Here is a 24942-nt window from a genome sequence, read left to right as displayed (position 1 = left end):
AAGATTCATGGGTAACACAACAACTGACTACAGCTTAGCGGCTTACCGGGCCCGACGGCTACAGAGTTCTGTTTCTGGCGGCGCGAAGCTTTAGAATTCAGCGTGCCTTCTCTCAGCCCGCTCAGCATTCCCAGCCCGCCACTGGACCTCGCGCAGTTCCAGGTCGGCCCGCTGACGATCCATATCTATGCACTGTTCATCCTCGCCGGCATCGTGGCGGCCATGTTCATGGTCAACCACCGCCTCACCAAGCGGGGAGGCGAGCCCGGGGTCGTCATCGACATCGTGCTGTGGGCGGTGCCGTTCGGAATCGTGGGAGCCCGCATCTACCACGTGCTCACTCACGGCAGCGATTACTTCTACGAGGGCGCAGACCTGGTGCGGGTCGTGCAGATCTGGGACGGCGGCAACGCCCTCTACGGCTCGCTGATCGGCGGCGCGATCGGTGCCTGGATCGGCTGCCGGTTCGCGGGCATCCGTCTCTGGTCGTTCGCCGACACGCTCGCACCCGCGATGCTGCTGGCGCAGGCCATCGGGCGAATCGGCAACTACTTCAACCACGAGCTGTTCGGCCTGCCCACCACTCTTCCGTGGGGCCTGGAGATCGAGCAGTCGAACGGGGCGTTCCCCGTCGGGCTGCCCGAAGGCACCCTCTTCCACCCGCTGTTCCTCTACGAGATCATCTGGAACCTGGTCGGCGTGGCTCTCCTGCTGGTGCTGGAGCGCAAGTTCCGGCTGCGCTGGGGCAAGCTCTTCGCGCTCTACCTCGTCTGGTACGGCCTCGGCCGCAGCTGGCTCGAGTCCATCCGCATCGACCCGTCCAGCGACGGCTTCTTCGGCATCCCGGTGAACGTGTGGGCGTCGTTCGCGGCCGTGCTGCTCGGCGTCATCCTGTTCGTGGTGCAGAGCCGCCGTCACCCCGGGGTGGAGATCTCGGTGTACCGCGCCGGCCGCGGGCCGCGCCCGGTGGTCGTCAAGAAGAAGAAGGGTGCCGACGACACCTCGCTCGAGGGCTCGGCGGCCTCGGCAGACCCTGACTCCGAATCAGCGTCGGAGCAGGGCGTCGACGGCGAGCGCTGGACCGACGAGGAACTGAAGAGCCCCTCCCGCTGACGCGGCCGGCGTCAGGCCAGTGCCGCCCGCACCTCGGGGGGCAGCAGCTCGAGCCGACGACGGTCCCGGATGGCGACGACTCCCACACAGGTCACCCAGACCAGCCACGGGAACGTCGCGAGCATGGCGGTGGCCGCTCCCCCGGCGGCGAAGAAGCTGTCGGGGCTGGTGCCGCCGAACATGGTCGGCACCGACAGCAGGTTGAGTGCGGCCACCGCGAGGGCGACGTAACCGGTCCACCTCGGCAGGGCACCCGAGGCGAGGGTGACGTACCCGGCGGCAGCCGCGACGAGGGCGTTCAGCGTGCATCCGATCGTGCCGAACATCAGCGTGTGCCCCACCGTGAGGGCACGGAGCGACGAGGGGTCGGCGGTGAGGTCGGTGGTGTCGAGGGCCGTGGCCCCCTCGAGGCCGTCGCCCACGAGGGTCACCGCGATGAAGAGCAGCCCCGCGCCGTAGGCGATGTTCGCGATCCACTGCAGGTCGGGCCTGGTGTGCGTGATGAGCTGCCGGAAGCCCGAGAGGAACACCAGCAGCGCCGACATCAGGAAGGTGTCGATGAGGATGGTGACGAGCGTCCAGGTGCCGGTGCGGGTCATGAACACGGCGAGTGCCTCTGGGTCGTCGAGCGCCGGCCGGGCACCCACGAGCAGCACCTGCACCAGGAACTCCGTGGCGGTGAGCACGGCCACGCTGAGGGCGGCGATGCCCGTCCAGAGCCGCACGTCGGGATTGAGCTTGCCGTCTTTGACGACGGTCATCATGTGCAGATGCGTGTGCACGTGCATGGCATCGGTTCCCGGTGTCTTCACCCCGCTGACGCTAGCGGTTCCCGGCGTTCCTGGGAAAGCCCCCTGGGTGCCCCCGGCCGGGCGTGGCACGGCAAGGCCGTTGCCGGTGAGCCGAACCGGTTCTAGGTTGTGCCCGACGCAGCCGACCGGCCGCACCGAAGGAGCCAAGCCATGACCGACGACGCCGCATCCGATCGCCCCGACGAGCACCCCGAGCTCGCCGCAGGAACAGAGGTTCCCGAGCAGCTCACCGAGGCGCCCACGATCACGCCACCGGTGGGGGCGCCCGGAGACCCGAGCGGGTCGGGCGCCGAGGACTGAAGCGGGCCCGGGCTCGGCTCAGCTCGGTTTAGCTCAGCTCAGCTCGGCTCAGCTCAGCCGATCTTCTCGAAGACCATCGTCGCCTGGATGCGGTCTCCGCCGCCGAGGCCCTTGCTGCCCGACACGGCGGTGGAGATCGTGTGCAGTCGGTAGCCGAGCGCGGCCTGAGCGTTGATGGCGCGCTCGAGCTCGGTGAGGTTGCCCGAGCCGGTGCCCCAGACCTTCTCTTTGAGGATCACCTGGAGCACGACGTAGCTCATCCCCGCGGGAGCCGGTCGTGGGCGGCCGCCGGCGACGGCCTCGGCACCGATCCGGTCGATCATGCCGCCGATCCCGGGCGCTGCGGGCGGCGGCGGCTGGATCCGATCGGTCCAGACCGCGCCGTCCCACCACCGCATGGCTCCCGACCCGTCGTCGTACCAGCCCGCTTGCGCCTCGCCTGCCATGACCCGCCCCTCGTCGCTTCCGCCTGCCAGCAGCCTGCCGCACTGCGGCCCGGCCGGGTGCCACCCCCGAGGGGTGTGTCCGGGTGTGCGAGGGCGGGTCAGTTGTTGAAGCGGAACTCGACGACGTCGCCGTCCTGCATGACGTAGTCCTTGCCCTCGATGCGGGCCTTGCCCTTCGCGCGCGCCTCGGCGATGGAGCCGGTCTCGACGAGGTCGTCGAAGGAGATGACCTCTGCCTTGATGAAGCCCTTCTGGAAGTCGGTGTGGATGACGCCGGCCGCCTGGGGCGCCGTCCAGCCCTTGCCGATCGTCCACGCGCGCGACTCCTTCGGGCCCGCCGTGAGGTAGGTCTGCAGCCCGAGCGTGTCGAAGCCGATCCGGGCGAGCTGGTCGAGACCGCTCTCGGCCTGGCCGGTGGACTCCAGCAACTCTGCCGCGTCGGCCGGGTCGAGGTCGATCAGCTCCGACTCGAGCTTGGCGTCGAGGAAGATCGCCTGCGCCGGTGCCACCAGGGCGGCCAGCGCCTCGGTGCGGGCCTGGTCGTTCAGGATCTCCTCGTCGACGTTGAACACGTAGATGAAGGGCTTCGCGGTCAGCAGCCCCAGCTCCTTGATGGGCTCGAGGTCGATCGACGACGACGACAGCGGCTTGCCGGTGTCGAGGTAGGCCCGGGCGGCCTGGGCCGCGGCGAGCACGGCGGGCTCGAGCTTCTTGCCCTTGACCTCCTTCTCGTACCGCGCCTCGGCCTTCTCGAGGGTCTGCAGGTCGGCCAGAACGAGCTCGGTGTTGATCGTCTCCATGTCGCTGGCCGCATCGACCTTGCCGTCGACGTGGATGACGTCCGAGTCGGTGAATCCGCGGATGACCTGGGCGATCGCATCCGCTTCTCGGATGTTGGCGAGGAACTTGTTGCCGAGGCCCTCGCCCTCGCTCGCGCCCTTCACGATGCCCGCGATGTCGACGAACGACACCGGCGCCGGCAGGATGCGCTCACTGCCGAAGATCTCGGCGAGCGTGTTCAGCCGCGGATCGGGCAGGTTCACGACCCCCACGTTCGGCTCGATGGTGGCGAACGGGTAGTTCGCCGCCAGAACCTGGTTCTTGGTGAGGGCATTGAACAGGGTGGACTTGCCCACGTTGGGGAGTCCGACGATCGCGATAGTAAGAGCCACGGGGGTCAATCCTAGCTTCCGGATGCGCGGGGCACTCCGCCCGCACGCTCACCCGCCCCGAAAACCAGATCCGTCACTTTCGGCCCGAAAACCGCGCGGGTAGGGCCGAAAGTGACGGATCTGGTGTGAAGGGGGTCAGTTCTGGGGGAAACCCAGGTTGATGCCGCCGTGCGAGGGATCGAGCCAACGCGAGGTGATGGCCTTCTCCTGGGTGAAGAACCGGAAGCCCGCGAGCCCGTACGCCTTGCTGTCGCCGAAGATCGAATCCTTGACACCACCGAACGAGTGGTAGGCCACCGGCACGGGGATGGGCACGTTGATGCCGATCATGCCCACCTCGACCTCGTTCTGGAAGCGGCGGGCCGCTCCCCCGTCGTTGGTGAAGATGGCCGTGCCGTTGCCGTAGGCGCCGTTGTTGATGAGGTCGACGCCCTCTTCGTAGGAGTGCACGCGCACCACCGAGAGCACCGGGCCGAAGATCTCGTCGAGGTAGACCTTCGAGGTGGTGGGCACGTTGTCGATCAGGGTGGGGCCGAGCCAGAAGCCGTCGGCCTCGCCGTCGACCTCGATGCCGCGACCGTCGACCACGACCGTGGCCCCGTCGTCGTTCGCCACGTCGATGTAGGAGGCCACCTTGTCGCGGTGCACCTCGGTGATCAGGGGCCCCATGTCGCAGCTGCGGCGGCCGTCACCGGTCTTCAGGCCCGCCATCCGCTGCTGGATCTTGGCGACGAGCTCGTCGGCGATCGGCTCCACGGCCACGAGCACCGAGATGGCCATGCAGCGCTCGCCCGCCGAGCCGAAGCCGGCGTTGATGGCGGCGTCGGCGGCCAGGTCGAGGTCGGCGTCGGGGAGCACCAGCATATGGTTCTTCGCCCCACCCAGGGCCTGCACGCGCTTGCCGTTGCGAGCCGCGGTCTCGTAGATGTAGTGGGCGATGGGGGTGGATCCGACGAACGAGATGCTCTTGACGTCTTTGTGTTCGAGCAGGCCGTCGACGGCCTCCTTGTCACCGTGCAGCACGTTGAACACACCGTCGGGCAGGCCGGCCTCGCTGAACAGGGCGGCGAGCCAGTTGGCGGCCGACGGGTCTTTCTCGCTCGGCTTCAGCACCACGGTGTTGCCCGCCGCGATGGCGATCGGGAAGAACCACATCGGCACCATCGCCGGGAAGTTGAACGGGCTGATGATGCCCACCACGCCGAGCGGCTGCTTGGTGGAGTAGACGTCGACGCCGGTGGAGACGTTCTCGGAGTACTCGCCCTTCAGCAGGTGCGGGAACCCGGTGGCGAGCTCGACCACCTCGAGCCCGCGCGTGATCTCGCCCAGCGCATCCGAGAGCACCTTGCCGTGCTCGGCGGTGAGGATCTCGGCGAGCTCGCCCTTGCGCGCGTTCAGCAGCTCTCGGAAGGAGAACAGCACCTGCTGGCGCTTCGTGATCGAGGTGTCGCGCCAGCCCGGGAAGGCGGCCTTCGCGGCGGCGACGGCGGCGTCGATCTCCGCGGCGTTCGCGAGCGCGACGCTCTTCGTCTGGCGCCCGAGGGCCGGGTCGAACACGGGAGCGGTGCGGCCGCTCGTGGAGACGAGTTCGGCGCCGTCGACCCAGTGGTTCACGACGGGCCGATTCGCGGTGGTGTGGTCGTCTGACATGATTCCTGACTTCGTTGTGGGAGGAGCTGTTCGCACCAGACTAGAGCTTCGGCGCCCGCCCGCGACGTGGCGGCCCGCCGATGTCGGCGGCCGGTGACACACTGAGGGCATGGACGCACTCCTCCCCCTCCTGATCGGGCTCGCGATCGGTCTGCTGCTCGGCGTGGCCGGCGGCTGGCTGCTGGCCCGCAGCCGGCGAACGGATGCCGCGGCTTCTGCCGACCCTGGTCTGCAGGCGGCGCTGGCTGAGCGCACCGCCGACCTCGGCGAGGTGCGCGGGCGGGTGGAGCTGCTGGTCGACGAGCGGGCGGTGCTGCAGAGCCGCCTCGCGGCCGTCGAGGCGACCGCGTCGGCCCTCCGTGAACAGGTCGACATCGCCACGCTCGCCCATCGCGAGCAGGCCGAGGCCGCAACCAGGGCCCACCGCGAGCAGTCGGCAGCGGCGCGCGAGCAGTTCGAGGCCCAACTCGCATTCGCCACGGAGCAGGGCCGGGAGCGCCTCGCGCAGCAAGACGAGCAGTACCGCGCGCAGATCGGCACGCTGCACGAGCGCATCGCCGACCTGCAGGGCCAGCTCACCGCCGTCGCCGAGGCCGAGAAGACGCGCAAGCGCGAGGACAGCCAGGTTCTCGTGGCGCTCAGCCCCGTGCAGCAGAGCCTCAAGGAGATGCAGGCCAAGGTCGTCGAGCTCGAGACGCAGCGCCAGCAGCAGCACGGCGAGCTCTCGCAGCAGCTCAAATCGGCCACCGAGTCAGAAGAGCGGCTGCGATCCACCGCCGAGACCCTCGCCTCGGCGCTGCGGTCCAACAGCACCCGTGGCGTGTGGGGCGAGACGCAGCTCCGCAGCGTGGTGGAGGCAGCCGGGCTCATCGAGCACGTCGACTTCGACGTGCAGACCTCGGTGGTCAGCGACACGGGCGCCGGGCGCCCCGACATGGTGGTTCATCTACCGGGCGGCAAGAACATCGCAGTCGACGCGAAGGTGCCGTTCGGAGCCTACCTCGAGGCGTCGGCGATCCCGGTTTCCGCCACCGGTGCCGAGGGCGACCGGCGCGAGCAGCTGATGAAGAAGCACGTCGCCGCCCTCAAGGCGCACATCGTGGCGCTGGGGGCGAAGGGGTACTGGAACGGCCTGGAATCCTCGCCCGAGCTGGTGATCGCCTTCATCCCGAGCGAATCGCTCGTCTCGGGTGCGATGGAAGCAGACCCCACCATCATGGACTTCGCCTTCTCGCGCAAGGTCGCCCTCGCGTCACCCGTCACGCTGTGGTCGATCCTCAAGAGCGTCGCGCTCAGCTGGCAGCAGGAAGTCCTCACGGAAGACGCCCGCAAGCTCTTCGACCTGAGCAAAGAGCTGTACACCCGCCTCGGCACCACGGCGCAGCACATCGACAAGCTCGGCAACACGATCGAGCGCTCCGTCAAGGATTACAACGCCTTCATCGGCTCACTCGAACGGAAGGTGTACCCCACCGCACGCAAGCTCGCGTCGCTGAACAGCGAGAACCTCTTCCCCGAGCGCGCGGCGATCGAGGAGGCTCCGCGGGAGATCACCGGGCGGGAGCTGCTCGCCGAGCTCGAGGCCGCCGAGAAGTCCGAGATCGCCCAGACGCCTGAGACCGCCCAGAAGCCTGAGACCACGGAGAAGCACGAGCTCGCCGAGGCGCCCGACAGGCAGGCCGCGGAGCCCGTTCCCGAAGCCGGGGAGGCTCCGGAAGACGGCGCCTCTGTGCGGCGCCAGCCCAACGACGAGTTCAGCGCCCTGGGCGACTCCAGTGGCGAGCGCGACTCCGCCTTCCTCGAGCAGGAGGCGAACGCGACCGAGCTCGAGTTCGACTTCGACGCCACGGGCACCGGCTCGCGCTGACCGCGCAGGCGCGCGCCGCCGACTGCTGAGCGGGAAGGCGGAGGCCGCGGCCTCCGCTAGAGCCAGCGTGCCGCGAGGTGGTCGGCCTCGATGCGGCGGATGGTGCCCGAGTGCGAGCGCAGCACGATCGACTCGGTGCGGATGATCGGGCCGAGCCGCTTCACGCCCGCCACGAGCCCGCCGTCGGTGACGCCCGTGGCCACGAAGAACGTGTTGTCGCTCTTAACCAGATCGTCGGCCCCGTAGATCATGTCGAGGTCGAGTCCGGCGTCGATGCCCTTCTGACGCTCCGCGTCGTCTTTCGGGGCGAGCCGGGTCTGGATGAAGCCGCCGAGCGCCTTGATCGCGCACGCCGTGGCCACGCCCTCGGGGCTGCCGCCGATGCCCACGCACATGTCGATGCGGGTGCCGTACCGGGCGGCGTTGATGCCGCCGGCCACGTCGCCGTCGAGCAGCATTCGTGTGCCGGCTCCGGTGGCCCGGATGTCCTCCACCAGCTGGGTGTGCCGCGGCCGGTCGAGCACGGCCACGCGGATGTCGCCGACATCCTTGCCCTTGGCCTTCGCCAGGGCGCGGATGTTCTCGCCGATCGGGCGGTCGATGTCGATCACGCCGAAGCCGTCCGCATCCGTCACGATCTTGTTCATGTAGAACACGCTCGAGGCGTCCAGCATGCTGCCGCGATCGGCGGCAGCCAGCATCGAGATGGCGTTCTGCCGGCCGGCGGCCGTGAGCGAGGTGCCGTCGATCGGGTCGACCGCGATGTCGACGGCCGGCCCGCGGCCCGTGCCGACGTGCTCGCCGTTGAACAGCATCGGGGCTTCGTCTTTCTCGCCCTCGCCGATCACGATCACGCCGTCGAAGTCGACGGTGCCGAGGAACTTGCGCATCGCGTCGACAGCGGCTCCGTCGGCGGCGTTCTTGTCGCCCTTCCCGATGAAGGGCTGAGCGCGGATGGCGGCGGCCTCGGTCGCTCTCACCAGCTCCATGGCCAGGTTGCGGTCGGGGTTCTCGTACAGGGGTGCGCTGTCGTTCATCGACGTTCCTTCCAGGGTCGCCATCCAGCCTAACCGGGTGCACCCTGGCCGGGGCCGGCTGCCCGGCCCCGGCCGCTGCCGGCCGCCCGGCCGGAACCCGCACCGACTGCCTGACCGCGACAGCTTGCCTGGCTAGACTCGTCGAAGACACGGCATCGGCTGGAGCGCTCGACACACCTCGCCGACCGTTCTGCCCACCAAAGGAGATGACATGCCCATTGCAACCCCCGATCAGTACGCCGAGATGCTCGACAAGGCGAAGGCCGGCGCGTTCGCCTACCCCGCCGTCAACGTCTCGTCGTCCCAGACGCTGAACGCGGTGCTGCAGGGCCTCACCGAGGCCGGATCGGACGGCATCATCCAGGTCACCACGGGCGGCGCCGACTACTTCGCCGGCCAGACCGTGAAGGCCAGGGCCACCGGCGCTCTCGCCTTCGCGGCGTTCGCGCACGAGGTCGCGAAGAATTACCCCATCACGGTGGCGCTGCACACCGACCACTGCCCTGAGCCGGCCCTGGCCGACTTCGTGCTGCCCCTGATCGCCGCCTCCGAGGAGGAGGTGAAGGCGGGCCGCAACCCCATCTTCCAGTCGCACATGTGGGACGGCTCGGCCATCCCGCTCGGTGACAACCTGCGCATCGCGGAGGACATGCTCAAGCGCACCGCCGCCATCCACGCCATCCTCGAGGTCGAGATCGGCGTCGTCGGCGGCGAAGAAGACGGTGTGAGCCACGACATCAACGAGCACCTCTACACCACGCTGGATGACGCCATCCAGACCGTCGAAGCCCTCGGGCTCGGCGAGAAGGGCCGCTACATGGCCGCCCTCACCTTCGGCAACGTGCACGGCGTGTACAAGCCGGGCAACGTGAAGCTCAAGCCCGAGCTGCTCAAGCAGATCCAGGACGGCCTGACCGAGAAGTACGGTCACGGCCCGAAGCCCCTCGACCTCGTCTTCCACGGCGGGTCGGGTTCGACGGATGACGAGATCCACGAGGCGGTCGCCAACGGCGTCGTGAAGATGAACATCGACACCGACACGCAGTACGCCTTCACGCGGTCGATCGCCGACACGATGTTCAAGAACTACGACAGCGTGCTCAAGGTCGACGGCGAGGTGGGCAACAAGAAGGTCTACGACCCCCGCGCCTGGGGCAAGATCGCCGAGACCGCGATGGCGGCCCGTGTGGTGGAAGCCACGCAGCAGCTCGGCTCGGCCGGCCACTCGGGCAAGTAGCCACTCGACCGATCGACCACTCGGGCGGGCGGGTCATCCGCTCGCCCGATCACCCGCCCGGGCGAGCCGGTGCGCCGCTCGCCCGGGCGCACATCGCACCATGACATCAGCAGGAGACGCGTGACCGACGACCGACCGAAGCCGAAGTACGGAGAACTGGCCCCCGAGGGCTGGGTCTGGCAGCCCCCGAAGGAGGCCGAGCCCGACCCCGGTGTCGAAGCGGCTCCGGATGCGTCGTCGAAGCGGTCTGCCGTGTCCCCCGCGGCGCCGTCCGCTCCGGCCGGTCCGGCATCACCGTCGACGGATGCCCGTTCAGGAGGCCCGGCGAACGCCGACCCCGCCGGCATCCCGGCGCCCGCCCCGGCCCGTAAACGCGCCGTCGACGTGAACATCACGATCGTGCTGCTCGTGCTCGGCGTGCTCTCGGTGGGCTCGAGCGTGGCGACGCTGCTCGATCTCAACGGCTACATGACCACCGCCGGGGCCACCTTCGGCCTCGGCGCCTACCCGGCCAACGAGGTCACCCGCATCACCGGCGTCACCGGCGCGGTGCTGCACGTGCTGCTGCTGGCGGCCACCGTGTGGTGGTCGATCCGTCGCATCCGGTCGCAGAAGCTGGCGTTCTTCGTGCCGATCATCGGCGCGGTGGTGTCGTTCCTGCTCACCTGCGTGTGCGTGGCGATCGCGTTCTCGCAGGCGCCCGAGCTGCTCGACGCACTCTCGACGTTCCCGACGCCCACGCCGTAGCGGGGTGTGCCCGGGCCGTGGCCGCTAGGAGCGGTGGCGGCCACCCAGGGCGCGCTCGTCGCGCTTGCCCGCGGTGTCGCGGCGGAGCTCCTTCGGCAGTGAGAAGACCAGGTCCTCCTCGGCCGTCTGCACGGTCTCGATGTCGCCGTAGCCGGCACCCGCCAGCTCGTCGAGCAGCTCCTGCACGAGCACCTCGGGAACCGAGGCGCCTGAGGTGACCCCGACCGTCTCGACGCCGTCGAGCCACTCCTGCTTCACCTCGTGGGCGTAGTCGACCCGGTAGGCGGCCTTCGCGCCGTACTCGAGCGCGACCTCCACCAGGCGAACCGAGTTGGATGAGTTGGCCGAGCCCACCACGATCACGAGATCGGCGTTCTGCGCCACCTTCTTGATGGCCACCTGGCGGTTCTGGGTGGCGTAGCAGATGTCGTCCGACGGCGGATCCTGCAGGTTCGGGAACTTCTCGCGCAGCCTGCGCACCGTCTCCATGGTCTCGTCGACCGAGAGGGTGGTCTGCGAGAGCCACACCACCTTGTCGGGGTCCTTGACCTCGATGTCGGCCACCGCATCCGGGCTGCCGACCAGCGTGATGTGCTCGGGGGCCTCACCGGCGGTGCCCTCGACCTCCTCGTGGCCCTCGTGGCCGATGAGGAGGATCTCGAAATCGTCACGGGCGAACCGGACGGCCTCGCGGTGCACCTTGGTGACCAGCGGGCAGGTGGCATCGATGGCCTGGAGGCCACGATCGCTCGCGCCCTGCACCACGGCCGGGGACACCCCGTGCGCCGAGAACACCACGTGGGCCCCCTCGGGCACCTCGTCGATCTCCTCCACGAAGATGGCGCCGCGCTTCTCCAGCGTCGAGACGACGTGCTTGTTGTGCACGATCTGCTTGCGCACGTACACGGGCGAGCCGAAGTTCTCGAGAGCCTTCTCCACAGCCACCACCGCGCGGTCTACTCCTGCACAGTACCCTCGAGGGGCGGCGAGCAGGACGCGCTTGTGACCGGTCACGGGGTTATCCTCTAGCCTGTTGCGTAGGCCGGGAATCCTCGGCATCGGCAGGCTGATGGTCGTCGCATTGCTCACCCTGCGAGTCTACGCGGGCAGAACTGTACGAAGGCCTGAAGGAGAGAACCGCACGTGTCAGACTCTTCGGCCCCGGCGTTCACCTCCGGCCCGCCGACGCTCGAGAACCCGTGGCCCGTGGGCGAGCTCGCCCAGAAGATCAAGGGCTACATCGAGCGACTCGGCACGGCGTGGGTCGAGGGCGAGATCACCCAGTGGGGCGTCTCGGGCGGCAACGTCTACGGCAAGCTCAAAGATCTCACCGGAGACGCCACCGTGGGGTTCACCATCTGGTCGTCGGTGAAGTCGAAGCTGCCCGCCGACCTCAAGCAGGGCGACCGGGTGATCGCCCTCATCAAGCCGAGCTACTGGCTGCGCGGCGGCACCCTGTCGATGCAGGTGTTCGAGATGCGGCACGTCGGCCTCGGCGATCTGCTCGAGCGCCTGGAGCGGCTCCGCGTTCAGCTCGCCGCCGAAGGCCTGTTCGATCGTGACCGCAAGAAGCCGCTGCCGTTCCTGCCGGGCACCATCGGGCTGATCACCGGCAAAGACAGCGATGCCGAGAAAGACGTGCTGCGCAACGCGCAGCTGCGGTGGCCCTCGGTGAGGTTCCGGGTGGTGCACGCCGCGGTGCAGGGCGATCGCACCGCCCGTGAGGTGGTGGCCGCCCTGCAGCAGCTCGACGCCGACCCCGAGGTCGACGTCATCATCGTGGCCCGCGGTGGCGGCGACTTCCAGAACCTGCTCGGCTTCAGCGACGAAGCGGTCGTCCGGGCCGCCGCCGCCGCAAGCACCCCCGTCGTGAGCGCCATCGGGCACGAGGCCGACAGCCCTTTGCTCGATCTCGTGGCCGACCTGCGTGCGTCGACGCCGACGGATGCCGCGAAGCGCGTCGTTCCCGACGTCACGGAGGAGCTGACCCGGGTCGACCAGGCCCGCACGCGCATCCGAGGCCGCGTCGCCCACCTGGTGTCGGTCGAGGTCGACCGGCTCGGCCAGATCAGGTCGCGCCCGGTGATGGCGAACCCGGCGTGGATGATCGACACCCGCTCCGAAGACCTCACCCGATTCGTGGCCCGCGGCGAAGAACTCGTCGGCCGCGTGATCGAGCGCGAGACCGACCGGGTGCGCGAACTCGTCGCCCACGTGCGGGCGCTCTCGCCGCAGCGCACCCTCGACCGCGGCTACGCCATCGTGCAATCCGTCACCGGCCCGAACAGCGGTCACATCGTGCGCGCGGCGACGGATGCGCCGGCCGGCACCGCGCTCACCGTCACCGTGGCCGAGGGCGCGCTCGACGCCGTCTCGTCGGGCCCCGCCGCCGGGGGATGACGCCTCAGGCGGGCCGTCCCGGCCACCGCCTCCCAGGCTCTCCCCGCACCCCAGATCGATAGGATTGACCCATGGCAACCACGCCCTCCCCCGACGTCCAGGCCCTCAGTTACGAGCAGGCGCGCGACGAGCTCATCCGCGTGGTCGGCGAACTCGAGCAGGGCTCGGCCACGCTCGAGCAGTCGCTCGCCCTGTGGGAGCGCGGCGAGGCACTGGCGGCCCGCTGCGAGCAGTGGCTGATCGGTGCCCGAGAGCGGCTCGACGCCGCCCGCAGCGGCACGGCGGGCGAGTAGCCGCGTGGCCAAGAGCACCGAACCCCGCGAGGTGGCCGAACTCGGCCGCCCCGAGACGCCCGAGGAGACCGCCGCCCGCAAGGCGGAGCAGTCGCGCCTCTACCGCGACCGCAAGACCCTGCGCAACCTCCTCTACGCCCTGCTCGTCTCGGTGGGTCTCGTGGCGGCCATCATCATCGTGGTGCCGCGGCCCGAGCAGTCGATGCTCGCCGACGTCGACTACCGGCAGGTCGCCGTGAGCGCCCAGGCGTCCATGCCCGTGCCGCTCGCGGTTCCCGACCTGCCCGCCGAGTGGACGTCGAACGCGGCCGAGCTGCGCTCCGGCACGGCCGACGGCGTGGTCTCCTGGTACATCGGGCTGATCTCCCCCACCGACCAGTACGTGGGGCTCAGCCAGGCGATCGACGCGAACCCCACCTGGCTGGCCGATCAGGTGGCCAGGGGTCTCGCATCCGGAGTCGTCACCCTCGACGGTGTGGAGTGGACGGTGTACGACAACCGCGCCCGCACGACCGATGAGGTGGGCAACGCCGAGTACGCCCTCACCGCGGAGTCGGGCGCCAGCACCTACGTCGTGTTCGGCTCGGCCGATCCCGACGAGATCGAACAGGTGGCCACGGCCATCGCAGCCAATGTTCTCGAGCAGCCTGAGGAGGCCAGCCGGTGACCGATCCCTCGAACAGTCCTTCTGCACCCGCCCGCGTGTGGGCCACCATGACGCGTGGCAACGAGCGCTTCGTGGCCGGCACCCCGAAGCACCCGCGCCAAGACGTGGAGACCCGCGCCGAGCTCGCCCATCTGCAGACCCCGCGCGCCGCCCTCTTCGGCTGCAGCGACTCGCGCCTCGCCGCCGAGATCATCTTCGACCTCGGCCTCGGCGACCTGTTCGTGGTGCGCAACGCCGGCCAGGTGATCTCGGAGTCGGTGCTGGGCAGCCTGGAGTACGCCGTCGAGGTGCTCGGGGTGTCGCTGATCGTGGTGCTCGGGCACGACGAGTGCGGTGCGGTGCGCGCCGCCATCGACTCCCAGCTGCCGGATGCGGCGCCGTTGCCCCGGCACATCCAGTCGCTGGTGTCGCAGATCGTGCCGGCCATCGACGAGGTGCCCACCGAGCGCGCCGACGACGGTTCGCTGCTGTCGGCACCGGATGCGGGGCTGGTGGGCAAGGCCCATCTCCGCGACACCGTGCGCCAGTTGATCGAGCAGTCGGAGATCATCTCCGCCGCGGTGGCGGACGGTAGATTGGCCGTGGTCGGGGCGAACTACCGCCTGGCCGAGGGCCGCGCCGTCGCCGATGTGACGATCGGCGAGATCTGAGCCCCGCTCGCCCCTTCTCTTCACGCTCTTCCTCTTCACACTTCGAACACCAACGACGCGGCACCCCGGTGCCTCCGTCACGACGAAAGGACGACCACACAGTGGTGGACAACGCTCCCGAGACCAAGACCGACGCCGGTGCCGGTACCGAGTACCGCATCGAGCACGACACGATGGGCGAGGTGCGGGTGCCCGTGTCGGCGCTCTACGGTGCGCAGACCCAGCGTGCGGTCGAGAATTTCCCGGTGTCGGGCGCGGGGCTCGAGCCGGCGCAGATCGCGGCCCTCGCCCGCATCAAGAAGGCCGCCGCCATCGCCAACGCGCGCCTCGGCGTGCTCGACGAGTCGATCGCCGGTGCCATCGCGGCCGCGGCCGACCGGGTCGCCGCCGGTGAGTTCGACGGCGACTTCCCGATCGACGTCTACCAGACGGGTTCCGGCACGTCGTCGAACATGAACATGAACGAGGTGCTCGCCTCGCTCGCCACCACAGCGCTCGGCTCGAAGGTGCACCCGAACGACCACGTCAACGCGTCGCAGTCGTCGAACGACGTGTTCCCCACCTCGGTGCACGTCGCCGTGACCGGTGCACTGATCGAGCAGCTCATCCCCGCGCTCGAACACCTCGCCGAGGCGCTCGAGGAGAAGGCGGTGCTCTGGGCCACCGCCGTGAAGTCCGGGCGCACGCACCTGATGGACGCCACGCCCGTGACCCTCGGGCAGGAGTTCGGCGGCTACGCCATGCAGATCCGGCTCGGCATCGAGCGGGTGCAGAGCGCCCTCCCCCGGGTGGCCGAGGTACCCCTCGGCGGCACGGCCGTCGGCACCGGCATCAACACGCCCGCCGGGTTCCCGCAGCTCGTGATCTCGCTGCTCGCCGACGAGACCGGACTGCCCATCACCGAGGCCCGCGACCACTTCGAGGCGCAGGGTGCGCGCGATTCGCTGGTCGAGGCATCCGGAGCGCTCCGCGTGCTCGCCGTCTCGCTCACGAAGATCTGCAACGACCTGCGCTGGATGGGCTCGGGCCCGAACACGGGCATCGGCGAGCTGCACATCCCCGACCTGCAGCCCGGATCGTCGATCATGCCCGGCAAGGTCAACCCCGTCATCCCCGAGGCGGTGCTGATGGTGTGCTCCCGCGTGATCGGCAACGACGCCTCGATCGCCTGGTCGGGCGCCTCGGGGGCGTTCGAGCTGAACGTCGCCATCCCGGTGATGGGAACCGCGCTGCTGGAGTCGATCCGGCTGCTGTCGAACTCCGCCGTGCTGCTGGCCGACAAGACGGTCGCGGGGCTCGAGGCCAACCTCGAGCGGGCGCGCGCGCTGGCCGAGTCGTCGCCGTCGATCGTGACTCCGCTGAACCGCGTGATCGGGTACGAGGCGGCCGCCAAGATCGCCAAGCACTCGGTGGCGCGCGGCATCACCGTGCGCGAGGCCGTCATCGATCTCGGCTTCGTGGAGCGCGGCGAGGTCACCCTCGAGCAGCTCGACACGGCGCTCGACGTGCTCTCGATGACGGCGCCGCCCACCGCGAAGTAGCCCGGCCGCCCCCGGCCCGCCCCGGGCCCGCCCCGGTAACGACGGAGTCTCGCGCCGCAAACGGTGCCAGGCTCCGTCGTTCTCGGTATGCCGCCCTGATCTCCGTCGTTCGCGCGGGCGACTGCCCGGGCCGGGGGTGGTCAGGGCAGGAGGAGGCGGGCGGTGGCGGCCCAGAACGCCGCTAGGGCGGGCGGGCCCAGTGGGATGCGCGACGCGGCCGTCGGCCCGCCGGTGCCGAGTGCGGTCACGACGAGGGCCGTCGCCACCACCGCTCCGGCGGCGGCACCCTGGGCCAGCGCGTCGGGGCGGGTCGACATGCCCAGCATCCCTGCCACGCCGCCCAGCCAGACACCGAGCTTCACGTCGCCCATGCCCACCAGGCCGGCGGCCCACCCCGCGCCGAGCACGGCGGCGACCGCAGCCGCCCCGCCGAGCCCCGCCATCGCATCCGTCGCCCGGCCCGCCCCCGGCCAGCCGAGACCCGCCCCCGCGCTCGCGCCCGGCCACCAATCGCCGGGCCCCGCCGGCGCGTCCGAGGGCGGCCCGGCCAGAAGTGCACCCACGAGGGCCCACGCGGTGAGCAGCAGCCCCGGAACGACGACGGTGTTCGGCAGGCGGAGGGTGCGGGCATCCGTCACCGCCAGCGGCAGGCTGACCAGCGCGAGGTACCCCAGCGGCACGAGCACCCACCCCGAGCGGAGTGCGTTCATGCTGAAACGCTAGGGCCCGGGCAGAGCGAACGGGGTGGCGGTCGCACGACTGTGCGAAACCGCCACCCCACTCAGGATGTGCAGGAGTGGTTAGGCCAGTTCGTTCGACTCCAGCATCTCGGTGACGAGGGCGGCGATGGCCGAGCGCTCCGAGCGTGTGAGCGTGATGTGCCCGAACAACGAGTGCCCCTTCAGCGTCTCGATCACCGAGGCGACACCGTCGTGCCGGCCCACCCGGAGGTTGTCGCGCTGAGCCACGTCGTGCGTGAGCACCACGCGCGAGTTCTGGCCGATGCGCGAGAGCACCGTGAGCAGCACGTTGCGCTCGAGCGACTGCGCCTCGTCGACGATCACGAAGGCGTCGTGCAGCGAGCGACCGCGGATGTGCGTGAGCGGCAGCACTTCGAGCATGCCCCGGTCGATCACCTCGTCGAGCACGTTCTGCGACACCAGCGAGCCGAGGGTGTCGAACACGGCCTGGGCCCACGGGTTCATCTTCTCGGCCGCGTCGCCCGGCAGGAAGCCGAGCTCCTGGCCGCCCACCGCGTACAGCGGCCGGAACACCATGATCTTCTTGTGCTGCTGCTTCTCGAGCACGGCCTCGAGGCCGGCGCAGAGGGCCAGAGCCGACTTTCCCGTTCCGGCTCGACCTCCCAGCGACACGATTCCCACCTCGGGGTCGAGCAGCATGTCGATGGCCACCCGCTGCTCGGCCGAGCGACCGTGCAGGCCGAACACGTCGCGGTCGCCGCGCACGAGCTGGAAGCTCCCCCGCCCGGTGACCCGGCCGAGAGCCGAACCGCGGTCGGAGTGGATGACGAGCCCCGTGTTCACGGGCATCTCCCGCACCAGGGGCGTCGAGAGCCGTTCGTCTTCGTAGAGCGTGGCCATCTCGTCGGAGCCGAGCGTGATCTCGTCGAGACCGGTCCAGCCCGAGTCGACCGCGAGCTCGGCGCGGTACTCCTCGGCGGCCAAGCCGATCGACGCGGCCTTGACGCGCAGGGGCAGGTCTTTCGACACCACCGTGACGTTCAGCCCGTCGTTGGCCAGGTTCTGGGCCACCGCCAGGATGCGCGTGTCGTTGTCGCCCAGCTGCAGACCCGACGGCAGCACCGAGGTGTTGGAGTGGTTGAGCTCGACACGGAGGCTTCCCCCCTCCGTGCCGACGGCGATGGGGAAGTCGAGACGTTCGTGCTTGACGCGCAGCTCGTCGAGATTGCGCAGCGCCTGCCGGGCGAAGTACCCGATCTCGGGGTCGTTGCGCTTGGACTCCAGTTCGGTGATGACGATCACCGGCAGAACCACGGCGTGCTCGGCGAACCGGAACACGGCCTTCGGATCAGACAGAAGAACCGAGGTGTCCAGTACGTAGGTCACCTCGGCCGTGTGCGTCGAACTCGTGCTGCGGGTGGTGCTTCGTGCGTCCTTCCCGGTGCTGGTTTCGCTGGACTTGTGAGTCATGGGCTCGGCCACATCCACTCCAACCCCGAGCGCGAGGCGCTCGGTTCAGTAGGCGATCAGGCCACAGTCCGAGTGTCGAAACGTACTTATGTGGCCGTCTCGATCAGGCGCCATGCCTGATGAATCCGAAGCTACGCCCGATCCGGCGGGCGCAGGTTACGACACGCATCACAGAAGATTAACGTCGTGTTACACGGGTGTAATTCGGCCACCGGCATCCTGCCCGATGGGCTCGGCGCGGGTCAGGAGCCGAAGCGGCGCTGGCGGCGCGAGTAGTCGCGCAGGGCGCGGAGGAAGTCGACCTCGCGCACGTCGGGGCCGAGGGCCTCCATGAAGTAGAACTCGCTGTGCGCCGACTGCCAGAGCATGAAGTCGCTCAGCCGCTGCTCTCCCGAGGTGCGGATGACCAGGTCGGGATCGGGCTGGCCGCCCGTGTAGAGGTGCTCGGCGATGATCTCCTGGTCGATCGACGCCTCGAGTTCGTCGAGACCGTGACCGAGCCCGCGGTGCTTCTGGATGATGCTGCGGATCGCATCCGCGATCTCGGAGCGCCCGCCGTACCCCACCGCGAGGTTCACGTGCAGGCCTTCATGGCCAACGGTGCGCTCCTCCGCGCCGTCGAGCGCGGCGATCAGGGGCTCGGGCAGCCCCGCGTTGGTGCCCACGTGCTTCACCCGCCAGTCGCGGAAGCGCGAGATGTCGTCGGCGAGGTCGGCGATGATCTCGATCAGCTCGGTGAGCTCCCGGCCCGAGCGGTTGGTGAGGTTGTCGGTGGAGAGCAGGTAGAGCGTCACCACCTCGATGCCGAGGTCGTCGCACCACACCAGGAACTCGCGGATCTTCGCCGCCCCCGCCCGGTGCCCGTGCGCCGCCGTCTCGAGCGACCGCTGCTTGGCCCAGCGCCGGTTGCCGTCGAGGATCATGGCCACGTGCTTGGGCAGCACCGACCCGTCGAGGTGCCGGCGGATGCGCCGCTGATAGAGACGGTAGAGCAGTCCCTTGGCGACCCGCTTCTGTCCATTCGGCACACGCATACGTTACCCGCTCCCGGAGACCCCCGTCTGACCCCCGCGCATCCGGTCGGTCCAGTGTCGAGGCGTAATGTGGGAGCCATGGCCGCGCCCGAATCACCCTCCCCCGCCGGCACGCCCCGAGACACCGCCGACGGTGGCCCTGACCTGCCGAACATCCCGCTGCTCGACGATGCCATCGAGCACCCGGCCGAGCGCCTGTCGGTCGACCAGAAGCCCACCTGGCGCGGCTGGATCCACGCCGCGACGTTCCCGTTCACCGTGGTCGCCGGCATCGTGCTGATCAGCCTGGCGCAGGGCGCGCCGGCCAAGTGGTCGAGCGTCGTGTTCACGCTCACCTCGATGCTGCTGTTCGGCAACTCGGCGCTCTACCATCGCATCGACTGGAAGCCGAAGACGAAGCTGCTGTTCAAGCGCATCGACCACGCCAACATCTTCCTGCTGATCGCCGGCACCTACACCCCCATCGCGGTGCTGGCGCTGCCGCCCGCACAGGGCACGCTGCTGCTCGTGGTGGTGTGGGCGGGTGCCGTTCTGGGCATCGGCTTCCGGGTGTTCTGGATCGGGGCGCCGCGCTGGCTCTACGTGGTGCTCTACCTCGCGCTCGGCTGGGCCGCCGTGGCCTACCTGGGCGCGATCTTCGAGGCGAATCCGGTGACCATGGTGCTCGTGGCAGCGGGCGGTCTCGCCTACACGCTCGGCGCGCTCGCCTACGCCCTCAAGCGGCCGAACCCGGTGCCCGGCCACTTCGGCTTCCATGAGATCTTCCACACGCTCACCGTGGTGGCCTTCCTCTGCCACTGGACCGCCATCCTGCTGCTCGCGGTGGCACCGCCCTTCAACGGATAGCCGGGCAACCGGCATGGCGACCACGAACCTCGATCTCGAGGAGCTCCGCCGCCTCCGCCGTGCCCGCGACCGGATGGACCGCGAGTTCGCCCAGCCGCTCGACGTGGCCGCCCTCGCCCGCACCGCCCTCATGTCGACCGCGCACTTCAGCCGGCGCTTCCGCGACGTCTACGGCGAGACGCCATACTCGCACCTCATGACCCGGCGCATCGAACGCGCCAAGGCCCTGCTCCGCCAGGGCGAGCTCAGCGTCACCGACGTGTGCGTGGCGGTGGGTTGCACGAGTCTGGGCTCCTTCAGCGCGCGGTTCACCGAGATCGTGGGCGAGACCCCGAGCGCCTACCGGGCCCGTGAGCACCACGAGATCGCGGTGGTTCCCGGATGCGCGGCCATGGTGCTCGGTCGTCCGCGCCGCGAGCCGGCATCGAGCAGGATCTGAGAAGCAACCGGCACCGTCAACCGCTAGCGTCGTGGCCATGACAGTCTCACTCAGCCACGTGCACGTGTTCGCCGACGATCCCGACGCCGCCCTCGCCTTCTACCGCGACACCTTAGGACTCGAGGTGCGCAGCGAGGTGGCCAACGACGGCTACCGCTGGATCACCCTGGTCACCGAATCGCAGCCCGACATCGAGATCGTGATCTCGGAGCCCGGAGCGGGCCGCTCGGCGGAGGACGGCGCGACCCTGGCAGCATTGCTGGCCAAGGGCGAACTGCCGGGCATCCTGTTCCGCACCGACGACCTCGACGCCACCTTCGAGAGGGTGCGGGCGGCCGGCAACGCCGAGATCGTGCAGGAGCCGACCGATCAGTTCTGGGGCGTGAAGGATGCGGCGTTCCGTGACCCGGCCGGCAACATGGTGCGCATCAGCCAGGCCTGACCGTGGCCGCACGGAGCCGTGCGGGCCTCACACCCCGCAGGGCTCAGGCTCGGGGCGGTGCGTCCTCGCCCGGGCGGTCGCCGGAGGGAGCGACTGGGCCCTCGCCGGCGGCCTCCTTGGCGGCGAGCTCGGCCTCGAGCTCCTCGCGCACCTGCGCGCGGTAGTTCACGCGGCGCACCCGGCGCACCATGTCGATGACCAGCAGCAGGGTCGCGACCGCGATCAGGAACGTGACGATGAAGCCGACGATTCCGGGTGTGACGCTGTCGGGGTCGGGCGTCTGCTCGTCTGCCAGAACGGCGAGGCCGTGAAGGCCCGACAGGATGCTCGCGGTGGTCATTCGGTGTCCTCGATCCCGTCGAACAGGTCGGTCTCCGCATGCGGAACGCTCACCCGCGCCTCGATCAGCTGGAAGTCCTCATACGGCCAGGCCCGGCGCTGCAGGTCGTTCGGCCAGAAGAAGAAGGGGTGGTCGGGAGCGACCTGGCTGGCATGGGCCCGCAGCGCGCGGTCGCGCACGTCGAAGAAGTCGCCGGCCGGGATCTGGACGACCGGGTAACTCGGCCGGTCTTTCATGCGCTCCCGCATCTCGGCGACCTGGGCGAGGAAAGGATGCTCGGGCTCCTCCTCCTCGAGCGCCTTGGCGACGGCCTCGAACTTGTCGGGGTTCATGATGCGGTCGTAGTAGAGCTTGGAGACCTGCCAGGCCGGGCCGGCGTCGGGGTAGGCAGTGGGGTCGCCCGCGGTCTGCCAGGCGCGCATCGAGATCTCGTGGCAGCGGATGTGGTCGGCGTGCGGATAGCCGCCGATCTCGTCGTAGGTGATGAGCACGTGCGGGCGGAACTCGCGCACCGCCTTCACCAGCGGCGCCGCCGACGTCTCCACGGGGATGACCCCGAACGAGTTCACCGGCAGGGCGTCGCCCGAACCGGGCTCGACGTAGCCGGAGTCGGCGTAGCCGAGCCAGCGGTGCTCGAAGCCCACCGCATCCTGCGCCGCCGCCATCTCGAGACGGCGTAGACCCGCCATGTCGCGTTCGGCCCGGATGCGGGGCTCGAGGCCCTCGTTCAGCACCGAGCCGCGCTCGCCGCCCGTGCAGCTCACCACCATCACCTCGACACCGCGGTCGAGGTAGTAGGCGTAGGTGGCGGCGCCCTTGCTCGACTCGTCGTCGGGATGCGCGTGCACGGCCATGAGGCGAAGCGTCAGTGGTCTCAACTCCTCGTCGATTGCGATTAGCCTTGTTTCAGGCCGTATCAAGACTAATCGTTCCGCCAGGGAGATCACCGCGTGAGCACCGACGCCAGTACCGACGAGGAGCTGGAGGACGGCCGCGCCCCGCGGCCCGCGCCCGCCGCCGCCGAGTCGCCGCTGATCGCGGAGCGCTACGGCCGCACCGCCCGCCGTCGCCTCGGCGGCCGGCTGCTGGCCTGGGTGGCCGGCGCCGGGGTGGGCGTCGTGGTGCTGGTGTGGGTGATCTGGGCAGGGCTCGACGGCACGAGCGCGTCGATCGGCACGCAGGACACGGCGCACGAGGTGCTCGACGACCGGAGCGTGCGGGTGGAGTTCGACGTCACCATCCCCACCGGCTCGACCGGCAGCTGCGTGGTGCAGGCGCTGAACGACAGGTTCGCGGTGGTGGGGTGGAAGGTGATCGACCTTCCCGCGTCCGAGACGCCAACCCGCTCGTTCAGCGAGATCGTGCGCACCAGCGAACTGGCCTCGACGGGTTTGATTTCCAGCTGCTGGCTCACATAGTCTTTCCTGATCGTCCGGGCCGGGTGGCTCGGGCGTATGCATGTTCGAGGGAGAAATCCGATGGCTGAAGACACGCAGATCACCTGGCTCACCCAGGAGGCCTTCGACCGGCTCACGAACGAGCTCGAGGAGCTCAGCGGCCCGGGGCGCATCGAGATCGCCAAGCGCATCGAGATGGCCCGCGAGGAGGGCGACCTCAAGGAGAACGGCGGCTACCACGCGGCCAAGGACGAGCAGGGCAAGATGGAGGCCCGCATCCGTCAGCTCACTCAGCTGCTGCGCACCGCCCAGGTGGGCGAGAAGCGCGAGAGCCACGGCGAGGTCGAGCCCGGCGTGATCGTGACGGCGCTCGTCGCGGGCGGCGAGGAGCGGTTCCTGCTCGGCAGCCGCGAGATCGCGGGCAACGCCGACCTCGACGTCTACAGCGAGCAGAGCCCGCTCGGCACGGCCATCATGGGGCTCAAGATCGGCGAGTCGACCACGTACACGGCGCCCAACGGCCGCCCCATCCCGGTCGAGATCACCAACGTCGAGACCTTCAACGGCTGACCCTCCGGCCCGCGAAACGACCCCGGCGTGATCGCTTGATCAAGCCGGGCTCTTCGGTGTTGAGAGTTGCGCGCCGAACATAGATGGAGGTTTGCGCAGCTGCTGCGCACCGCCCGGATGGTCGAGAAACGCTGACGTCTCGGCGCGGGATGTGTGGGTGTGCCCGGACACGCCCTCTACTCGCAGATGATGACGTAGTCTCGGGTGTAACACGTCTGAACGGGATCAGTCCCCCACGACCCGCCCACACCGTTGCCGTTGGGGCCATTCTGGCAGCCACCATAGGGCGATTCGACGCAGGCTGGAGGATCGGTCATCTCGGCATGTGCCGCCGCCGGTAATGCGACTGCGCTAAGGAGTGCGAGGGCGGGAAGAGAAAGCATGGCAAAGCGCCGCGTCAGAGATTTCATGGTGCAATTTTGACCAGAAGACTCTGGCCTGGTGTGAGGAGTAGTTTCTACTCCTCGAAGCCGGAGTCGTGGAGCTCGGCCACGACCTGGTCGCGTGCGCAAGCCGGCTGGTACCTCCGACCAACCGGTCCGCAACGTGTCTACCGGCCGGGCCACCCCGATCGAGGTCAACGATGGTCTCTGTAGCAGCTGACGGGCGGGGCGGCAGAAGTCGCGTTGTCGCCATCGCTGACTCAGATGGTGCGGCCGTCCCGCTCGGCACAGCGATGACCGTCGAGACCTTCAACGGCCGGCTCGCTCGTTCCTTCGGGAGGGGAATCGCGCCTTTGAGGCGTATATAGCCTCGAAGGCCCGATTCTCCTCCGCTAGGTGAGATGGACGACTTGGTGTGGCCCACCGTCGTGGGGTGGGTTGTCCTAAAGGCAAATCACACTGCCCATGAGTTCCCCGCAGGAATTGAAGTTGTAGGTGTACTTCAACAGCACGGCGTCTGAGTGGGTCATCGGAATTCCGTCGCGCCGATCGAAGAACCACGCGGTCAGGCCGTTCGCGGTCTGTTGGGAAACCGAGTAGAAGTCGAGGGGGCCGCCGGGGACCCACGGGCCCCAGCCGGAACCTCCCGTGCCGTTGCCGAGCGGGCCGGACTGACAGCCTCCGTACGGAGATTCGACACAGGCGGGAGGATCGGTCATCTCGGCGTGGGCCGCAGCCGGGACTGCGACCGTGGCGACGGTTGCCAGAGCTGAAAGGAACAGGATCGCGAGGCGTCGCTTGAGGGTTGACATACGACCATCCCACCGGCCACACGGGCGACGGCGTGAGGAGTAATTTCTACTCCTCGACGCGCACCTCGAAGCCCGCGTCACGGAGCTTCGCCAAGACCTGGTCGCGGTGCTCGGGGCCACGGGTCTCGATGTGCAGTTCGAGCTTCACCTGGCTGATCTGCAGACCCTTTCCGTCGTCTTCAGAAGCAGATGACACCGTCACCTGGCAGTCGCGAGCAGAAGTCGAAGTTGTAGGTGTATTTGAGCAGCACCGCATCTGAATCAGCCATCGCTATCCCGTCGCGCCGGTCGAAGAACCACGCGGTGAAGCCGTTCGCTGTCTGCTGCGAGACCGAATAGAAGTCCAGGGGGCCACCGGGACCCCACGGGCCCCAGCCGCCTCCTCCCGTGCCGTTGCCGAGCGGGCCGGACTGGCAGCCTCCGTACGGAGATTCGACACAGATGGGAGGATCGGTCATCTCGGCGTGGGCTGCGGCCGGGACCGCGACCGTGGCGACGGTTGCCAGGGCTGACAGGGACAGGATGGCGAGGCGTCGCTTCAGGGTTGTCATGCGACCATCCCACCGCCCGCGCGCG

The 24942-nt window shown here is 69.2% G+C and carries 29 protein-coding genes; 15 read left to right on the top strand and 14 right to left on the bottom strand.

Annotated features, from left to right (window positions below):
* The first annotated feature begins 102 nt into the window (after positions 1-102).
* Positions 103-1113, top strand: a complete 1011-nt coding sequence (gene lgt / locus ACEXOR_RS12760) for a prolipoprotein diacylglyceryl transferase (protein WP_374850042.1) — start codon at positions 103-105, stop codon at positions 1111-1113.
* 11 nt (positions 1114-1124) lie between these two features.
* On the opposite strand, the gene ACEXOR_RS12755 is transcribed toward lgt, so the two are convergent.
* Complete coding sequence (locus tag ACEXOR_RS12755) at positions 1125-1925, bottom strand: hypothetical protein (protein ID WP_374850041.1); 801 nt, start codon at positions 1923-1925, stop codon at positions 1125-1127.
* Between the two features lie 150 nt (positions 1926-2075).
* Between ACEXOR_RS12755 and ACEXOR_RS12750 the strand changes: the two genes are divergently transcribed.
* A complete protein-coding gene (locus ACEXOR_RS12750; protein ID WP_374850040.1) occupies positions 2076-2225 on the top strand; it encodes a hypothetical protein in 150 nt (49 codons plus the stop codon).
* Between the two features lie 53 nt (positions 2226-2278).
* Here the strand turns inward: ACEXOR_RS12750 and ACEXOR_RS12745 are convergent, their stop codons facing one another.
* The 3 genes from ACEXOR_RS12745 to ACEXOR_RS12735 form a co-directional block, all read right to left on the bottom strand.
* A complete protein-coding gene (locus ACEXOR_RS12745) occupies positions 2279-2671 on the bottom strand; it encodes a DUF2510 domain-containing protein (protein WP_374850039.1) in 393 nt (130 codons plus the stop codon).
* 98 nt (positions 2672-2769) lie between these two features.
* A complete protein-coding gene (gene ychF / locus ACEXOR_RS12740) occupies positions 2770-3843 on the bottom strand; it encodes a redox-regulated ATPase YchF (protein ID WP_374850038.1) in 1074 nt (357 codons plus the stop codon).
* Positions 3844-3978: 135 nt separating this feature from the next.
* Positions 3979-5493 (bottom strand): CoA-acylating methylmalonate-semialdehyde dehydrogenase, encoded by a 1515-nt coding sequence (locus ACEXOR_RS12735; RefSeq protein ID WP_374850037.1) that lies wholly within the window; start codon positions 5491-5493, stop codon positions 3979-3981.
* A 109-nt stretch (positions 5494-5602) separates the two neighbouring features.
* Here ACEXOR_RS12735 and ACEXOR_RS12730 point away from each other — a divergent pair, with 109 nt between their 5' ends.
* Complete coding sequence (locus ACEXOR_RS12730; protein WP_374850036.1) at positions 5603-7360, top strand: DNA recombination protein RmuC; 1758 nt, start codon at positions 5603-5605, stop codon at positions 7358-7360.
* A gap of 56 nt (positions 7361-7416) precedes the next feature.
* On the opposite strand, the gene glpX is transcribed toward ACEXOR_RS12730, so the two are convergent.
* Entirely contained in the window at positions 7417-8397 is a 981-nt protein-coding gene (gene glpX / locus ACEXOR_RS12725) for a class II fructose-bisphosphatase (RefSeq protein WP_374850035.1), read from the bottom strand.
* Between the two features lie 211 nt (positions 8398-8608).
* On the opposite strand from glpX, the gene fbaA reads away from it, so the two are divergent.
* Together fbaA and ACEXOR_RS12715 are read left to right on the top strand one after the other, a co-directional pair.
* Complete coding sequence (gene fbaA / locus ACEXOR_RS12720) at positions 8609-9634, top strand: class II fructose-bisphosphate aldolase (protein ID WP_374850034.1); 1026 nt, start codon at positions 8609-8611, stop codon at positions 9632-9634.
* A gap of 120 nt (positions 9635-9754) precedes the next feature.
* Entirely contained in the window at positions 9755-10381 is a 627-nt protein-coding gene (locus ACEXOR_RS12715) for a DUF6264 family protein (RefSeq protein WP_374850033.1), read from the top strand.
* Positions 10382-10405: 24 nt separating this feature from the next.
* Here the strand turns inward: ACEXOR_RS12715 and ACEXOR_RS12710 are convergent, their stop codons facing one another.
* Positions 10406-11440, bottom strand: coding sequence for a 4-hydroxy-3-methylbut-2-enyl diphosphate reductase (locus ACEXOR_RS12710; RefSeq protein ID WP_374850193.1), 1035 nt, complete (start codon positions 11438-11440; stop codon positions 10406-10408).
* 84 nt (positions 11441-11524) lie between these two features.
* Here ACEXOR_RS12710 and xseA point away from each other — a divergent pair, with 84 nt between their 5' ends.
* The 5 genes from xseA (at position 11525) to ACEXOR_RS12685 (ending at position 15932) form a co-directional block, all read left to right on the top strand.
* Complete coding sequence (gene xseA / locus ACEXOR_RS12705; protein ID WP_374850032.1) at positions 11525-12781, top strand: exodeoxyribonuclease VII large subunit; 1257 nt, start codon at positions 11525-11527, stop codon at positions 12779-12781.
* A gap of 71 nt (positions 12782-12852) precedes the next feature.
* The gene (locus tag ACEXOR_RS12700; RefSeq protein ID WP_374850031.1) at positions 12853-13074 is read left to right on the top strand and encodes an exodeoxyribonuclease VII small subunit; all 222 of its coding nucleotides are present in this window, start codon (positions 12853-12855) and stop codon (positions 13072-13074) included.
* Positions 13075-13078: 4 nt separating this feature from the next.
* Positions 13079-13741, top strand: coding sequence for a DUF4245 domain-containing protein (locus ACEXOR_RS12695; RefSeq protein WP_374850030.1), 663 nt, complete (start codon positions 13079-13081; stop codon positions 13739-13741).
* Between the two features lie 47 nt (positions 13742-13788).
* On the top strand, positions 13789-14391 hold the full coding sequence (locus ACEXOR_RS12690; protein WP_374850191.1) for a carbonic anhydrase: 603 nt from the start codon (positions 13789-13791) through the stop codon (positions 14389-14391).
* 101 nt (positions 14392-14492) lie between these two features.
* The gene (locus ACEXOR_RS12685) at positions 14493-15932 is read left to right on the top strand and encodes a class II fumarate hydratase (protein ID WP_374850029.1); all 1440 of its coding nucleotides are present in this window, start codon (positions 14493-14495) and stop codon (positions 15930-15932) included.
* Positions 15933-16072: 140 nt separating this feature from the next.
* Here the strand turns inward: ACEXOR_RS12685 and ACEXOR_RS12680 are convergent, their stop codons facing one another.
* The 3 genes from ACEXOR_RS12680 to ACEXOR_RS12670 form a co-directional block, all read right to left on the bottom strand.
* Positions 16073-16642 (bottom strand): hypothetical protein, encoded by a 570-nt coding sequence (locus ACEXOR_RS12680; RefSeq protein ID WP_374850028.1) that lies wholly within the window; start codon positions 16640-16642, stop codon positions 16073-16075.
* A 90-nt stretch (positions 16643-16732) separates the two neighbouring features.
* Entirely contained in the window at positions 16733-18103 is a 1371-nt protein-coding gene (gene phoH2, locus ACEXOR_RS12675) for an RNA 5'-3' helicase PhoH2 (RefSeq protein ID WP_374850027.1), read from the bottom strand.
* A 242-nt stretch (positions 18104-18345) separates the two neighbouring features.
* A complete protein-coding gene (locus ACEXOR_RS12670; RefSeq protein ID WP_374850026.1) occupies positions 18346-19137 on the bottom strand; it encodes an isoprenyl transferase in 792 nt (263 codons plus the stop codon).
* A 78-nt stretch (positions 19138-19215) separates the two neighbouring features.
* On the opposite strand from ACEXOR_RS12670, the gene trhA reads away from it, so the two are divergent.
* The 3 genes from trhA to ACEXOR_RS12655 are packed head-to-tail and all read left to right on the top strand — an operon-like array spanning position 19216 to position 20864.
* Positions 19216-19983 (top strand): PAQR family membrane homeostasis protein TrhA, encoded by a 768-nt coding sequence (gene trhA, locus ACEXOR_RS12665; protein ID WP_374850025.1) that lies wholly within the window; start codon positions 19216-19218, stop codon positions 19981-19983.
* A gap of 13 nt (positions 19984-19996) precedes the next feature.
* The gene (locus ACEXOR_RS12660) at positions 19997-20422 is read left to right on the top strand and encodes a helix-turn-helix transcriptional regulator (protein WP_374850024.1); all 426 of its coding nucleotides are present in this window, start codon (positions 19997-19999) and stop codon (positions 20420-20422) included.
* A 37-nt stretch (positions 20423-20459) separates the two neighbouring features.
* Positions 20460-20864, top strand: coding sequence for a VOC family protein (locus ACEXOR_RS12655; protein ID WP_374850023.1), 405 nt, complete (start codon positions 20460-20462; stop codon positions 20862-20864).
* 43 nt (positions 20865-20907) lie between these two features.
* On the opposite strand, the gene ACEXOR_RS12650 is transcribed toward ACEXOR_RS12655, so the two are convergent.
* Both ACEXOR_RS12650 and mca read right to left on the bottom strand, forming a co-directional pair.
* Positions 20908-21204, bottom strand: a complete 297-nt coding sequence (locus tag ACEXOR_RS12650) for a hypothetical protein (protein WP_374850022.1) — start codon at positions 21202-21204, stop codon at positions 20908-20910.
* Positions 21201-22058: a mycothiol conjugate amidase Mca gene (gene mca, locus ACEXOR_RS12645; RefSeq protein ID WP_374850021.1), complete on the bottom strand. Its 858-nt coding sequence runs from the start codon at positions 22056-22058 to the stop codon at positions 21201-21203. The genes ACEXOR_RS12650 and mca overlap by 4 nt, the downstream gene beginning before the upstream one ends.
* Positions 22059-22154: 96 nt before the next feature.
* Here mca and ACEXOR_RS12640 point away from each other — a divergent pair, with 96 nt between their 5' ends.
* Together ACEXOR_RS12640 and greA are read left to right on the top strand one after the other, a co-directional pair.
* Complete coding sequence (locus ACEXOR_RS12640; RefSeq protein WP_374850020.1) at positions 22155-22622, top strand: DUF4307 domain-containing protein; 468 nt, start codon at positions 22155-22157, stop codon at positions 22620-22622.
* Between the two features lie 60 nt (positions 22623-22682).
* Positions 22683-23171 carry a transcription elongation factor GreA gene (greA, locus tag ACEXOR_RS12635; RefSeq protein WP_374850019.1) on the top strand — a complete coding sequence of 163 codons (489 nt, stop codon included), beginning with the start codon at positions 22683-22685 and terminating at the stop codon, positions 23169-23171.
* 826 nt (positions 23172-23997) lie between these two features.
* Here greA and ACEXOR_RS12630 read toward each other — a convergent pair.
* Genes ACEXOR_RS12630 through ACEXOR_RS12620 form a run of 3 tightly spaced genes read right to left on the bottom strand, consistent with a single transcriptional unit; the run spans position 23998 to position 24917 of the window.
* A complete protein-coding gene (locus ACEXOR_RS12630; protein WP_374850018.1) occupies positions 23998-24366 on the bottom strand; it encodes a hypothetical protein in 369 nt (122 codons plus the stop codon).
* 46 nt (positions 24367-24412) lie between these two features.
* A complete protein-coding gene (locus tag ACEXOR_RS12625) occupies positions 24413-24568 on the bottom strand; it encodes an ACT domain-containing protein (protein ID WP_374850017.1) in 156 nt (51 codons plus the stop codon).
* Positions 24546-24917, bottom strand: a complete 372-nt coding sequence (locus ACEXOR_RS12620) for a hypothetical protein (RefSeq protein WP_374850016.1) — start codon at positions 24915-24917, stop codon at positions 24546-24548. The genes ACEXOR_RS12625 and ACEXOR_RS12620 overlap by 23 nt, the downstream gene beginning before the upstream one ends.
* Between the last annotated feature and the right edge of the window lie 25 nt (positions 24918-24942).

The sequence above is a fragment of the Herbiconiux liangxiaofengii genome, from assembly GCF_041927335.1.
Lineage (GTDB): Bacteria > Actinomycetota > Actinomycetes > Actinomycetales > Microbacteriaceae > Herbiconiux > Herbiconiux liangxiaofengii.
The sequence above is the reverse complement of the archived record's forward strand: the minus strand, read 5'-3'. Positions and strand labels throughout refer to the sequence as shown.

What these genes read in the sequence shown, in the direction of transcription:
- ACEXOR_RS12750 (WP_374850040.1), top strand. Translation starts at nt 2,076, where the DNA reads ATGACCGACGACGCCGCATCCGATCGCCCCGACGAGCACCCCGAGCTC.
- ACEXOR_RS12745 (WP_374850039.1), bottom strand. Translation starts at nt 2,671, where the DNA reads ATGGCAGGCGAGGCGCAAGCGGGCTGGTACGACGACGGGTCGGGAGCC.
- ACEXOR_RS12735 (WP_374850037.1), bottom strand. Translation starts at nt 5,493, where the DNA reads ATGTCAGACGACCACACCACCGCGAATCGGCCCGTCGTGAACCACTGG.
- ACEXOR_RS12730 (WP_374850036.1), top strand. Translation starts at nt 5,603, where the DNA reads ATGGACGCACTCCTCCCCCTCCTGATCGGGCTCGCGATCGGTCTGCTG.
- glpX (WP_374850035.1), bottom strand. Translation starts at nt 8,397, where the DNA reads ATGAACGACAGCGCACCCCTGTACGAGAACCCCGACCGCAACCTGGCC.
- fbaA (WP_374850034.1), top strand. Translation starts at nt 8,609, where the DNA reads ATGCCCATTGCAACCCCCGATCAGTACGCCGAGATGCTCGACAAGGCG.
- ACEXOR_RS12710 (WP_374850193.1), bottom strand. Translation starts at nt 11,440, where the DNA reads ATGCCGAGGATTCCCGGCCTACGCAACAGGCTAGAGGATAACCCCGTG.
- ACEXOR_RS12700 (WP_374850031.1), top strand. Translation starts at nt 12,853, where the DNA reads ATGGCAACCACGCCCTCCCCCGACGTCCAGGCCCTCAGTTACGAGCAG.
- ACEXOR_RS12690 (WP_374850191.1), top strand. Translation starts at nt 13,789, where the DNA reads ATGACGCGTGGCAACGAGCGCTTCGTGGCCGGCACCCCGAAGCACCCG.
- ACEXOR_RS12680 (WP_374850028.1), bottom strand. Translation starts at nt 16,642, where the DNA reads ATGAACGCACTCCGCTCGGGGTGGGTGCTCGTGCCGCTGGGGTACCTC.
- phoH2 (WP_374850027.1), bottom strand. Translation starts at nt 18,103, where the DNA reads ATGACTCACAAGTCCAGCGAAACCAGCACCGGGAAGGACGCACGAAGC.
- ACEXOR_RS12670 (WP_374850026.1), bottom strand. Translation starts at nt 19,137, where the DNA reads ATGCGTGTGCCGAATGGACAGAAGCGGGTCGCCAAGGGACTGCTCTAC.
- trhA (WP_374850025.1), top strand. Translation starts at nt 19,216, where the DNA reads ATGGCCGCGCCCGAATCACCCTCCCCCGCCGGCACGCCCCGAGACACC.
- ACEXOR_RS12660 (WP_374850024.1), top strand. Translation starts at nt 19,997, where the DNA reads ATGGCGACCACGAACCTCGATCTCGAGGAGCTCCGCCGCCTCCGCCGT.
- ACEXOR_RS12655 (WP_374850023.1), top strand. Translation starts at nt 20,460, where the DNA reads ATGACAGTCTCACTCAGCCACGTGCACGTGTTCGCCGACGATCCCGAC.
- ACEXOR_RS12650 (WP_374850022.1), bottom strand. Translation starts at nt 21,204, where the DNA reads ATGACCACCGCGAGCATCCTGTCGGGCCTTCACGGCCTCGCCGTTCTG.
- mca (WP_374850021.1), bottom strand. Translation starts at nt 22,058, where the DNA reads ATGGCCGTGCACGCGCATCCCGACGACGAGTCGAGCAAGGGCGCCGCC.
- greA (WP_374850019.1), top strand. Translation starts at nt 22,683, where the DNA reads ATGGCTGAAGACACGCAGATCACCTGGCTCACCCAGGAGGCCTTCGAC.
- ACEXOR_RS12630 (WP_374850018.1), bottom strand. Translation starts at nt 24,366, where the DNA reads ATGTCAACCCTCAAGCGACGCCTCGCGATCCTGTTCCTTTCAGCTCTG.
- ACEXOR_RS12620 (WP_374850016.1), bottom strand. Translation starts at nt 24,917, where the DNA reads ATGACAACCCTGAAGCGACGCCTCGCCATCCTGTCCCTGTCAGCCCTG.